11 protein-coding genes and 1 pseudogene are annotated in these 13,066 nt (G+C 37.5%); 1 reads left to right on the top strand and 11 read right to left on the bottom strand.

Annotation, left to right across the window (positions count from 1 at the left end; all coding sequences use genetic code 11):
• Nucleotides 1-92: 92 nt before the first annotated feature.
• From P3L37_RS12835 to P3L37_RS12790, 10 genes are all read right to left on the bottom strand, one after another.
• Nucleotides 93-566: a hypothetical protein gene (locus tag P3L37_RS12835; protein ID WP_272573784.1), complete on the bottom strand. Its 474-nt coding sequence runs from the start codon at nt 564-566 to the stop codon at nt 93-95.
• A 4-nt stretch (nt 567-570) separates the two neighbouring features.
• Complete coding sequence (locus P3L37_RS12830; protein ID WP_272573783.1) at nt 571-747, bottom strand: hypothetical protein; 177 nt, start codon at nt 745-747, stop codon at nt 571-573.
• Nucleotides 744-1,451, bottom strand: a complete 708-nt coding sequence (locus P3L37_RS12825) for a helix-turn-helix transcriptional regulator (protein WP_272573782.1) — start codon at nt 1,449-1,451, stop codon at nt 744-746. The genes P3L37_RS12830 and P3L37_RS12825 overlap by 4 nt, the downstream gene beginning before the upstream one ends.
• Nucleotides 1,452-1,663: 212 nt before the next feature.
• The gene (locus tag P3L37_RS12820; RefSeq protein ID WP_272573781.1) at nt 1,664-2,500 is read right to left on the bottom strand and encodes a DUF932 domain-containing protein; all 837 of its coding nucleotides are present in this window, start codon (nt 2,498-2,500) and stop codon (nt 1,664-1,666) included.
• A 14-nt stretch (nt 2,501-2,514) separates the two neighbouring features.
• A complete protein-coding gene (locus P3L37_RS12815; protein ID WP_272573780.1) occupies nt 2,515-2,940 on the bottom strand; it encodes an antirestriction protein in 426 nt (141 codons plus the stop codon).
• 91 nt (nt 2,941-3,031) lie between these two features.
• Nucleotides 3,032-3,904 carry a GTPase family protein gene (locus tag P3L37_RS12810; RefSeq protein WP_272573779.1) on the bottom strand — a complete coding sequence of 291 codons (873 nt, stop codon included), beginning with the start codon at nt 3,902-3,904 and terminating at the stop codon, nt 3,032-3,034.
• 329 nt (nt 3,905-4,233) lie between these two features.
• Nucleotides 4,234-5,835, bottom strand: coding sequence for an SAVED domain-containing protein (locus P3L37_RS12805; RefSeq protein WP_272573778.1), 1,602 nt, complete (start codon nt 5,833-5,835; stop codon nt 4,234-4,236).
• Nucleotides 5,828-6,313, bottom strand: a complete 486-nt coding sequence (locus P3L37_RS12800) for a Mov34/MPN/PAD-1 family protein (protein ID WP_272573777.1) — start codon at nt 6,311-6,313, stop codon at nt 5,828-5,830. The genes P3L37_RS12805 and P3L37_RS12800 overlap by 8 nt, the downstream gene beginning before the upstream one ends.
• Nucleotides 6,297-8,027, bottom strand: a complete 1,731-nt coding sequence (locus tag P3L37_RS12795; protein ID WP_272573776.1) for a ThiF family adenylyltransferase — start codon at nt 8,025-8,027, stop codon at nt 6,297-6,299. Before P3L37_RS12795 ends, P3L37_RS12800 begins: the two co-directional genes overlap by 17 nt.
• Complete coding sequence (locus P3L37_RS12790; RefSeq protein WP_272573775.1) at nt 8,027-9,052, bottom strand: nucleotidyltransferase; 1,026 nt, start codon at nt 9,050-9,052, stop codon at nt 8,027-8,029. The genes P3L37_RS12795 and P3L37_RS12790 overlap by 1 nt, the downstream gene beginning before the upstream one ends.
• A gap of 329 nt (nt 9,053-9,381) precedes the next feature.
• On the opposite strand from P3L37_RS12790, the pseudogene P3L37_RS12785 reads away from it, so the two are divergent.
• A pseudogene (locus P3L37_RS12785) lies at nt 9,382-10,869 on the top strand (type I restriction enzyme endonuclease domain-containing protein); the annotation flags it as partial.
• 429 nt (nt 10,870-11,298) lie between these two features.
• Here the strand turns inward: P3L37_RS12785 and P3L37_RS12780 are convergent.
• Nucleotides 11,299-13,056, bottom strand: coding sequence for a hypothetical protein (locus tag P3L37_RS12780; protein WP_272667314.1), 1,758 nt, complete (start codon nt 13,054-13,056; stop codon nt 11,299-11,301).
• Between the last annotated feature and the right edge of the window lie 10 nt (nt 13,057-13,066).

The following is a 13,066-nucleotide window of genomic DNA, read 5'->3' as shown; positions in this document are numbered from 1 at the left end:
ACCGTCTAATGGGTGCTTGTTTTTCCCTGATATGGCGTATTCGGTGGTTATCTGGTGAATAAGGCACTCACAACAAAAATGGCTGATCATGGTTAATGTGATGACTGACGGTTTAGTTGCATTGAAACCCAGTGACGAATTCGTCGATGAAGAAAAAAGGCAGTGCCAGTGGCGATAAGCAAATCAACCAGTAATATCGTGGTGGCGATACCTTCAGTAAAACCGTATAGCCAACCGGATGACATGATAATCAGTAGGCTAGAGAGGGCTAATCCGATAATGATGGACGAGATAATGGCAATTAATTTGGGGTTGAAATGGATTTTATAATCAATCCCTTTAAAGGCACTCAAAACCCATAAGCCCAATTGCGCCAAGAGTTGTGGGATAACCAAAGCCAAAAGATATAAAACGAAGTACATCAATGTGATCCCATACGGGTTCATGATGAGGGCGATAAGCTGGAAATATGTTAACAATGCGCCAGTGATCCAAAGGCATAACAAAATACTGATAACAATAGCGATGCGTTCTAAACCCAGTTGTAAGTGTGAAACGGTGTTCATATTTTTAAGCTTCCTTATGTGATGATGAATTCACAGTGTGAGGGTGATTTTGAATAGGCATGATCCATTCGTGACCGCAATCGCGGCACATCCAGCCAGAGCCCCATGCAATGATGTCTTGCTCAGAAGAACAGTGAGGGCAATGTGTGGGATGCGATGTTAGTGGGGTTAATAACGTCATGGTCGGTTCCTTTCTTTGTGGGATGTAAGAGAGGTAAGTACTTGTGATATCAATCTAAAATGCGGTAGTGCCGCGATAAAACTGTTTTGTTGTGACAGTTGCATCACTGCGTATTTCGGTGTGAAGGGGGTATTGAGTGGTTGAACTTGCTGGATATCATCTAACAACAAGACATGCACTTGCTGGTGATATTCAGCCAGTAAATACCACTGGCCTTCACGGTAAATCAGTTGATAAGGTTGTAGTGGATTAAAACGACGCTCAGGCGTAAGTAAGCTAATAGATTGCTTACTGGTAATGGCATACACCAATTGATAGAAATGGTCGGCATGCAAAGCCGAAATCTTATGGGCGTGGTGCCAAATTAAACAAGGTGCATGGGGTTGTTGGGTTAACAGTAATCCCAGTAAGCGGCTGTCTAGCCCCGGAAACAGTCGAGTCATCCCAATCTGTTTCACAAAGGTAAGAACATCTTTGTCTCGATAAGCTTTTAGCGTATTCATGGGCAAGCGATAACAACCTTGCCGACCTTCTACACCCAGATAAGCCAAGCGTTCACGTAAATCCCGTTGTAACGTGCGCTCAGAAACATTGAACTCTTGGGCTAAATGCGAGAGCACAAGGCTTTCTCCTGCCATTAAGCGGGCAATCAGCGCAGAGAGTCGCACAGCCATGCGGTCATATTTTCGGTTGGTCTGAAACATAACGTATTGCTCTCAATAACAGACAGTTAGAAATTACAGAAGTGAGGGAGTTTAACTTAGGGGATTGACAGGTTATGTCTGTTGGGAAAAATTCTCATTAGGCCTTTTAATGAAAAATCACTATAAGCAACTATTTGGTAAATAACGTTATGCTTTTTATTTGAACGATAAGAAAGTAAGGCGTAACGACACAACCTGTCAGGGCGGGAAAATTAGTTGGGTTGGCGAGGGGCGAGTTGGTTAAATAAGGTATCCGCCATCACCCACAGGGCTTTATTGAGTTTGATATCGCCATCAATCCCATTCACCGAACGAGTTCGGGCACGTTTACCTTTTGCGGTTCTGCCTGATAATCCCCCTTTAATCAGGTTTTCTTGTAGACGTTGGTACACCGTCCAGAGGTCTTCTTTTTTATCTTCAGAGCGTCGAGGCTGTAGAATTTGCTCTCGTGTGACGGGCTGGAACTCTTCACCAAAGCGGTAGGTCAAAGCCGCTCCAGCAAAGGCTTGCTGGGCTGGTGGGGGTAACAATAACGACTGCATACTTTCGCGTTTTTCAGCCACTTGCTCAAACGTATCGAGTACCTCATACGCCCCTTCAATCACTTTATCCACCACATCCCCTTTATGGGGGACACGCACTTCTCCTAATACATCACCGCACACCAAACCGTTAGAGCACACGGCTCTAAAGAGTCCCGGCAGCATCTGGTAGCTACTCGAACCGTCATGGCTATTGAGCAAAATAATTTCAGGGACTTGTACACCCGTGATTTGGTCATGACGACGCAGGCGTAACATATGCTTGGTGTGCTCTCGACGGCTGATATCACGCACCCGAGTTTGGCAGGCAAAGAACGGATAGAAGCCTTCTTTTTGCAGGCTATCTAACAAGGTAATGGTCGGGATGTAGGTATAGCGTTCACTGCGGGAATCGTGCTTCTCTTCAGAAAATACACTCGGTACAGTACGGAATAACTCTTCGATGGTGAGTGGACGGTCACGGCGAATACTGTTAGCAGAGCCAAAACGCGAAGCTAATAAACTCATGATAAAACTCCGGATTAATCAATTAAGTGGAAAATGGCAGAGGATTCGGGATGTTGTGAAGCGTAGTCACGCAACTGATAAAAGCGGTCGCACATCACTTCGCTTTCAGTTTGGAATGACCAGATGCTGTACAGGATAAGGCATACGGCAATGCCTGCCGCCTCTTGGCTCACGGTGGCTTCATTGCCGTTGTGTATGTTGAATAAGGTTAAGGTGTCTGCGTTGAGGTCGGGGTAGATAAAGGCACCGCCATTGCTGAGCGTGCCATACTCCCAGTAACCGCCATGATACTCATTGCAGAATTGGCCCATCGTGGTAAAGATCACCACTTCAAAGGTGGCCCAACCTTTGACTGCACCAAAATGGTTGAACCAAAAATCAAGGCGTTGTTCATCGGGAACGAGCGTCATTGCAATGGCGGATTTAGTTGAATGATCCATAAGTTGATACTCCAATAAAAAGAAATAAAAAAGCGCCAATCCCGTTAAGGGCTGGCGCTGAGAGTGATAAATAATGAGTTAACAAAAGAAGTTAAAAGAACAGGCTCCACAGGGATTTAGCGACGGAGACGATGCTGTTTTTGACTGTACCAATCGTGCTTTTTATCAAGACAGGCAGGGGAAGGATGTCTATCAGCGTATCGACGATATCACTGACACATTGTCCAAAATCGTTACGTGCAGAATTTTCCACAGATTGCGTTCGGTAAGGGCGATGCAATTGCCTAGCTACCCCGCTGCTGGCTTGTGCCGGTAACACCTGTATTAATTGCTCCGCTAATTCAGTGAGTTGATAGTTTTCAACTGCAGACACGATCATCACAGGGTGATGCGGCTTAAAAGCGGTTATTACAGCTTCTCGTTTGAATACTAAGTTAGTCGCTTGCTCTGGGGAGGGCTGATGCTGTTGTTCATCCCATTGGCGACAGGGCTCTATTTTATCGGCTTGGTTCAACACAAATAGAAAGCGGTTTGGTTGATAATCACATTGCTCAGTGAGAAAGCGATAACACTGTTCATCGGAAGACCATGCCCTATCATCGGCCTTAAGTACCCAGATGATTAAATCCAGCTCTTGCAGTAAGTTACGATAGAGCTGGTGATACTCTTTATCTCGCTCAAGGCTTTCCCCCACACCGGGTAAATCTATAAAGGTAAGCGTGTGATTGTTCATCGTCATACTGAAACGTTGGGCTTGGCGCGTGCAACCTGAAACATTACTCACAGAAGATAGTTGGGACTGGAACAGCGCATTGATAAGACTGGATTTTCCAACCCCTGTTTTACCCATCAGGCCGATGGTAGGGGAGTAGTTGATTAGGTGGTTTAGTTGATTGAAGAAAGAGGTTTGGAATGAATAAGGTAATGCTGATAGGAGCTGTTTGAAGTGAGTGTGCTGAGACATATTACTCCTTGAAATAAAGTAAAATTATAGTTATTCAAGGAGATAATATATATCTGAGATTTTTTGAGATAATACCTAGAAGTAAGGGACAGTAGATTGCAACTTTGGTTCTTCTATCATTAAGAGTGTATTCTATGGTTAAGGAATGGTTAATCTTAGAATGTTTGAAACTTTTAAGGGAAGTATTTCTTATGGCAGTATTTTGGATCATATTGACTTAAACTCCATATATAGAATACAAAAAAATAGCTAAAACTAATGTCTTAGCTTATTGATTAAGTATGAGTTTGAGAATCTTAATAATAGTAATACTCTTGGAAACTAATGCATTAATCAGTATTCAAAACTGACTTAATTAGACATTGATGATCTTTACTTTCTAAATATATCCTCGGTACCATTGCTTGGTTATCAAAGTCATAGACAATTACTTTAGGGTGATGTACGTCATAGGCTTGCCCAATAAAAATAGATGCTGCATTTGATACGCAGGGAAATAAATGAATGATTTTTGCATCATACTTTGATTTGAGCTCATGAAATAATGATTGAAGGTAGGCAGAAAAAGCTCTTCCATCTTCAGGATGTGGTATTGAACCATTTCCCATAAAATTATCTTTTGCACGGATGATGATTCTGTGTGCATTGTTTTCTTGACTGACTATTTTAGAGGTCTCAGTTAAAATTTCAGGCTCTGCAGTAAAGGCTATATTTATTACAAAATGATTGTTTTTTTGTAGGTTGTTGTAGCCTTCTATCTCATAGAAATCACCTATAGGATTGATGCTGGGCCAAGACCAACTTCCAGTTTCCCTAAGTCGGAGCATTGGAGTAATGGCATTTTTATTCCCTAATTTAGCTCCTAAGCCTATAAGCGCTGAGGTTGGGCCAAAACCAAATAGTGCTGCATTATATCCAAATTGCTTAGTTTGTTGGATTATTTTTTCAGCAGCATTTTTGATAATATTGGGCATTAGGCTCCATAAAATATTTGGCGATTCAATTAATAACTCTTCATTGTTACTTAATACATTTATCTGCTCATGAATTCGTCTCTTGATTCTAGAAAGGCTATTTGCTATTTGTAAATCCGACGGAGGTGAAATAGTTTGTGAATTTACAGGCCATAAAACAGCATACACAGGTATAGGTTGATACTTTAGCCCATCTAATAAACTATTTGCGACGATCGTGAACTCTTCTCTCATCGCAGATAATTCTGGTGCTGTGTAGTCACTTGCAGCGACTTTGTCGATGAGACGATGATGTTTATCACACAATAAAAGAATGTTGTTGGGGTCATTCGAGAGCTTTTTCGATAATTCAATGATGCCTCTGGAACTCTGTTCTGATGATGCAACATTATGAGCCAAGTATGCAAAATTTCCTGAGTTGCCCGATAATTCATCACAATCAAGCTTTTCACCGCATCCTGTAAACATGCATCGACCGAAGCTTTCCCTCCAAACTGTTTCCTTTGTTTCTTTTGTAAAGTTGGGGCCCCGGCCTTTTTCTTTTCGATTGTTTTCAAAGCGGATGAATAATGGTTCTAATTGTTCACTTGTCAGTTCAGTACTTTGGAATTTTGCTTTGTTCCATATAGTATTAATTGCTTCTAAGCTGAGAATGTCATTACCAGAAATTAAATAACCCTGAATACACCGATAACAAATAGTATCGTCATCTTTTATTAAGCTTTTTAAACAACGGATAACAATCTTTGGCTCAAGGGAGAGGCGCATAGCCCCCACTAACTTAGTACTTGAAATAAATAATATGATTGTATTTTGAATATTCTCATCAGTTAAAATACCTAACTGCTCCCAACGGGTTATATTTTTAAGTTTGTTGATATATTCATCAAAGTTTTCGCTGGAGTCAATAGGTGGGCTAGTAGCTTGATTGCAAAACTGTTCTATTTCATTATTCATTAATCTTCCTAGTTATTATCTCTAGTTTATGATTTCTTTTTACATAAATATTGATTTGCTTGTTGCCGATAATGACAAACACAAGTTGCCTATCTGGATTACGTAACGAGCATTGTTTCCAATCAGCGAGATCTATAGTAGAAGCTATAGGATTATCTTGCGGATGGGTATGCCATGTTCCGATATAGCCTAATTCACCACCAGAAGACTCAAAAGCGTAGTTGATCATTTTTTGGTGGTTGGGGTCTTTCATTATAAAACGAGCACGTTGACTCGTATCTGTATTTTGCGGGCTAGTACATGTATCTATCCAAATTTTACTTTCATCGTCAGCCCGTGAGCCAATGAGAACCCCAAACTGTTCGGTATCATTGTATTTCATCTGACGGTGTTTTAACCAACAAGCATAAACCTGAGTGTTCACACTCAACTGAATGTTGGGGGAGATAAACATTATTTCATTATTTGCCACAGACATCGCAATCCTCATGCACTAATGGCTTAATTAGTAATGAATCAGTAAATTGATAGAACCTGTTTGTTAGCGTTATTCCATGTTTTAGCGCATCGTGATCATCGCCTTTCCAACTGACTTTTGAGCTTGATTGGAGTTTTCCTTCAAGATATTTAATAGCGAGATTGCTAGCTATTAAGGCCGTTTGTGCTGAACAGATTGCACCATAAGAGATAAATTGCTCACCACAGCCAGACATATTGATAGTAATATTTTGATTCGGCTCAATAAAATTTAAATTTGAACTTAAGCCTCTGGTGAATGTATCTGGACAAACATATGCGCAAAGAAAGCATCCTTCGCTTGTGGGGATATCAATTATTGCATGACCACCAACACCGAAGCCTTCAAGCCAAGTATTAATGGTTGGAGTATTAATTCGATTTTTTAAAAGGTATTCTTTGAAAATCCGTTCATGTGTTGGGCTACCAATAGCGATGATAATCAAATCATAAGAACTTAGCTGCTTCCAGTCTCTAAGATCTAACAGCTTTTGTTGTGACCATTTAGATTGAGACCATAAGAATTGGCGTTGAATCATAAAACTTAACCCAAATGACTTTCCATAGTTCAGAAATTCTTCTGGTAATATATGCCGATACAAATTCTCGATGTTGTAGACATCTGGGTCATAGATAGTTAAGTCTTGAACCCCTGCAGCTGAAAGTTTATGAGCTATTTCACTGCCAACAGAGCCTGCTCCAATTAGAGCAACTTTCTTTGATGCTAAGTCTAAATTTGCTCCCCCTCTAGGTAGTACAGCTTCTTTATTGAAAAGGCTTATGGGTACTGCCTTAACGTTCCAATTATCTAATTGTTGCTTTGTTAATGGTAAAGAGTGTTTCTTGTTTTTTGCATTCTTAAAAGATAAACAAAACCAAACAGTTCCAGATGGCACTTGAGCATTGAAAAAAATCCAATACTCATTTGCTTTCCAGCGCCCATAACTCTCTGTCAGTTTTTTTAGTATTTCAGGCTTTTGCTTTGAAAGAATATCTAGATACCAATTAGTTAATTGATTCTTATTTAATGGTGCTGGTTCTATTTCTGTTAATGGTAACACTATAGCCTTGCCTGCAATACTTCTCCTAGAGTTTTTTTGCCAGTGTATTTTAGCTATATTACCGATATGGGTGTTTGCTGATTGTGCAAGATAGAAAGAAGCAACACCATATTTAGCCCCTTGGAGGGGGCGGAATACATCAATTTCTTCTAATAGAGCACTATCGTTAGTTAAAAGGATTGGTCTATTATCAAAATCACAAATTCGTAACCAGCAAGATTGAAACTCTCTCAATAGTTCGTTTCTATTCCATATTGGGTCTGAAATTGCTTTGTTTAATATATCAATATGGCGATTTAGGGACTCTTCAATTGCTAATAGTGGCATGTTAAAGTTGACAGAAACAGAGTCTCTATCGTTGACACAGATCGTTCCATATTCAAAATTATTTTTTTCATAGTAAAAAACATGAGCTAGGTGTCCTATATCAGCCGGCTTTAAAAGCAAAAATATAGGCATTTCCGTAATTTCAGCTAAAGGAAAGTGTATCAACTCTATATGATTACCTGAAAGATTCACACTAACGCTAATAGCATTGACACCTTCGATTTCTAGTTCTTGGCAAGTAAACTGTTTACTTTTTAAGTATTCTACGATTTTTTGGTTGTCTACCATTAAGCCCCCTGAGATGTACCTGAAAATCCAGCGGTTGAGTATGTAGTTTTCTTAATAGCTGAAGAAGTGCTTGGTATTTCAAAATCATCACCAAATACTTCATTGAGTATTTTACATTGTTTAACTAAATCCGTTTCGACGATAGCTTTATCCAATTTATTTCTTAGTGAAATAAGCTTGTTATAAAGTTGGGTACCAGTATTTAAGCTGCTACCGTAGAAAATATCTCTCCATGGAGATACGGGTAGAGCAACGGTAACTTTATATTGTTCATCGTTATAGCTTATAAAATAGCTAGAGTTTAATACAGCGTTCACTGTATCTCGAAGTGCAATCAAATCATTAGCTTTATCACTATCATCTAAATTTGGTTGAAATTGGTTTTTCGCCATAACGGTTAAGCCAATAGAGAATATTTTTTTTGAAACAGAAGAAGAAAAATTGTTGTCTCGCCATCTTTTAAAATATTTCACAATACGTTTGTATTGGTTCAATTTCTTATTTGCAGAGCCCCAATATGAGGATGTATCATTTATCCAATCTTTGAGACCTTTGGGATCAGAGGCTGACCATTCTTTATTATTTTCATCAGAATCTTTTTTACCGACAGCAAGTTCATAATTTCCATTTCGTTCTCGATAGATTGGGATATCAATATGGAGATTTTTGCTTGCATAATCAGCTGTGACGCAGGGCTTTTTAATTTTAGCGTTTTTGAACCCTCTGTCTTCCAATACTTTTAAAACAATTTTTTTGACTTTAACTGGATCTTCAGGTGAATCATCAAAAGCAATGATGACAGCTCTATCGATATCAAAATCGGTATTTGGATTTTTAACTCCCGTAGATACTGACATGGAACCTTGTAGGAAATTATCGATGACAGGATAACCTTCATCTTTTAACGACGCTTTAATGTCTTTTAAGATACTATCATCTTTTTCACGGGCATCTTTATATTCACTATCTTCACGACTTAATTTAATTTTATCGTGAAAATTGATAAATTTTGCTTGAATACTCATAAGGTTCCTTAAATAAATATTAAACTCACTAAACTTTATTTTTTGTTCATGATTCATTAATGGATGGCATATATAGTATCCAGATGATGAATTAATACAATATATGGTATTTTATGGGGGGTTTCAAGCAATGGACTTTTATCTGTTCAATTGCTAGGACAGGTTTATTGTGTTTAAGTAAAAATACAAGGCTTTTAACAAGAAATATCTAATTTTTCTTGGTATTTCCTGTTGACTCATGAAAATAACATTTTTGACCTTAGATGCCCAAACCTACCTGATTTTATGCGATAATCTTATCTATACCTATTTTGTATACATTATCTGCAGTTAGCGCCAGCCGTGAAATTGCCTATGCTTTTTATCAGAGCCTGAAATTACAACGCCCTGAGTGGTTTGATGCGAAACAGACAATCGACGGCGTCGAATTCACCGAACAAGAGAAAAGAGAATTGATGCGTTTGCCAATGGTCAACATGGTGATGACCCGTGGGAAAGATGACCATGAGGCGATGTACAACTTACTGGGAACGAAAGACTACCGCAGAGAGTTAGATAAACAGTTTAAGAACCCGAAATCCAACTTCAAAATCGCCATCGTGGTGGATATGTGGCTGACGGGCTCTGATGTGCCTGAGCTGGATACCATCTATATCGACAAGCCGCTGCAAAAGCATAACCTTATTCAAACTATTTCCCGAGTGAATCGTCGTTTTGAAGGGAAAGAAAAAGGGCTAGTTGTTGACTACATTGGTATTAAGAGCCGCATGAACATGGCGCTAGCCATGTATTCAAAAGCCGATAAGTCTAACTTTGAAGATGTTCAGCAATCCATCGTTGAGCTGCGTAATCACCTTAATTTGCTTTCTCAAGTATTCCAGCAATTTGATAGCCGTGATTACTTTTCAGGTTCGCCAACACGGCAATTAGACTACCTCAATAGAGCGGCTGAGTTTATCCTGCAAACTAAGAAAGTTGAACTGCGTTTTATGGGCTTAGTGAAACGCTTGAAAGCGGCTTATGATGTGTGTGTGGGCAGCGAAGATATCACCCAAGATGAACGTGAGCACATTCATTTTTATCTCGCGGTGCGCTCTATTGTTTATAAATTAACGAAAGGTGATGCCCCCGATACAGCGCAGATGAATCAAAAAGTGCGTGAGATGATAGCCGAAGCCCTTAAATCCGAAGGGGTAGAAGAGATCTTTACTCTGGGCGATGATAAAGCTGAGACCATCGATATTTTTGATGATGAATACATGGCGCGCATCAACAAAATCAAGTTGCCTAATACCAAAATGCAACTGCTGCAAAAGATGCTGCAAAAAGCCATTAGTGATTTTCAAAAGGTCAATCAACTCCAAGGGATCAACTTATCCAAGCGCTTCCAAGCCTTAGTTGAGCAGTACAATCAACGAAAAGAGAAAGATGTACCCAATGGCGAAGAGTTCGATGATTTCACCGAGCAAATGGCAACGATGATTTTTGACATTAAAGCCGAAATGATGTCGTTTCAGGATATTGGTATCGATATGGAAGAGAAAGCCTTCCTCGATATTTTGCAGCATATGTGCCAGAAATACGATTTCACCTACGATGATGATAAAATGTTGGCGCTTGCTAAAGACATGAAGCTAATTGTTGATGACAGTACACAATACCCTGACTGGAGCAACCGGGAAGATATTAAAGCGAAGCTAAAAGTCGACCTGATTTTATTATTACATCGTTATGGTTTCCCTCCAGTGGCGAATGATGAAGTATATAAAAGTGTGCTGGAACAAGCCGAGAACTTTAAGAAATATCAGTTGGTGTGATTTCTATAATAGGGTTTTGCAAGATATAAAATTTTAACCATATTATTTTTTTAAAGTGATGTGGGAGGTGTTTATTAATTGATGATGCTAATATTTATCAATGTTATTTTCTGTTTTTTCATTCTAAAAATCTGGTAAATGTTCTAGTTTGGTTAATTTGAATTATACTATTCAATCATAATTTTTATATATATAACCTAGATATGTGAATAAAAATAAGAATAACTCTGTAGATTGTAAAAATAAGATTTGTAGTTTAATTTTTTATATGAAAGTAATGACAAAATAGTCATGGTTTTGAACTGATTTTTAACTATATTTTTGTTTTTTACAATAAAAAAACGAAAATTTGAAGTGGTGCTACTAGCAACAACTGCTACATGTAGCAGTTGTTGCTGATAATTCAAAACTAAAAATAATTTAACAAGCTCACGAGTTTAAGCAAAGTATCTCATTAGCTATAAATAAAGAATCCATGATCAATTTTTTTTCTTGATTTCGCTTATCGGATTGATCGACATAGTAAAGAATATTTATTAATTTTGGTTCTTCTCCAAAGCATCTTAGATAGTGAAATATTGCTGGTAGACAATTAATGCAATTAGAAAGGGTGCAATTACTTAGTATGCCAATAAGATTTTGAGATATCTCTCTTTCAGTTAAAATTTTATCATTAATTATGATGTTAGCAAAATCATTTTCTGTTGGAAGTGTGTTTGTTTTATCAATAGCTATTCTTATTTTTCCTAGAGCAATTTCAATCTCATCTAATAAACCTATAATTGCTTTTGGGTAAACGTCATTATTTTTAGTAACTAGGTGGTTAATCTTTAAAATCATTGTATTATATAGTTTAATAGACCTCATGAGAGTAATATTATTAGCATCTTTAAGAATGCTGTAATTAGATGGTTCAACTGGCGCTGGGAGGTATTCTGTAAATACACCTTGGCTTGATAATATAGGGTTAATTAATGGGATGAAAGTGCCATTTTTTATGGATTTCTTTTTTAGTTGTATTGCTAGTGATAAATTAATAATTGAGATAGCTGATGTTAGATAACCAAGAGGTAATGTATTTAGAGATATTTTTTGAATGTGCTGATAAGCATCCTCATATTTTTCATGACGTAATAAATAGAGAACCATAAAAAAATTAGAGTATGGAGCTAAAAAGGGGGTGTCTTTATTCTGATTAAGGAATATGGTTATTTTAGTAAAGTCATCTTCTGAATAATATGTTGTTTTCTCGTGATCAAAAACAATATCTTTTATTTTTTTAATTATAAAAAGATGAGCTTTAAGTGAAATGATTTTTTTTGATCTAACATGAGAGTTATATATAATTGCTGCTGTACATTCATGTAACAATTGCTCACTATATTCGAAGGTGTACAAGTACATTTTCAGTAACGGTAATACACTAGATGAGTACATGTCATTGTTAATTATTTTATAATACTCCATAGAAACTGAATTTGTCCAATTTGTTTTTCTATGAAATGTTAATAAATAATTCAAAGATGTATATGTTGTTTCTAATTTATCAAAAAGCTCATCACACTGTATTCCATTATTTTTTGATTCGGATATACAAATTTTAATTGATTGTCTAATTGTCGATGTTTTTTGATTTTTTTCTGCTGTTATCTTTCTGATATATGAGCGAATATGACTTGGTTCAGCCTTTTCATTGAACTGAAGTGTTTCTATATATTCCCTAAGATAATCTTTAACAGCTTGAAAGATATTTGAAGAATTATCGTTATTATTGAGATAGTGCTTACTTCGGAAAAAATTACGTATAGGTCTATAAAAATGAATTATATCTTTTCTGTTTGAATAATTTAACGTCATATGCATATCTAAAGCAATAATTGCTGGTATAGCTAATTGGGCATATCGACGAACAACTTCACTCGGAGTCATATCTGTCAGAGCTTCGGTGCTAATGAGTTTGTTATATAATTGTTCATACCGAAAAAAAATATCCTTCCTCTTTTCGATAGTTAATGCTCGGCCTAGATCAATAGTATTTATGATTGATTCATAACCATCAGTAAAAAAATATTGATGGGATAAAAAATTTGTATGTTCACGAATATCTCTTCTATTTATTCCTTTTGGAAAAAGTTCAAGAATTTCATAAGCTTTTAACATTAGATTTGAAAACATATGTGGCTGCATTTCGTTTCCT

This window comes from Providencia sp. PROV114 (assembly GCF_032704305.1).
Lineage (GTDB): Bacteria > Pseudomonadota > Gammaproteobacteria > Enterobacterales > Enterobacteriaceae > Providencia > Providencia rettgeri.
Note: the sequence above shows the minus strand (reverse complement) of the source record. Positions and strands in the feature narration are given on the sequence as shown.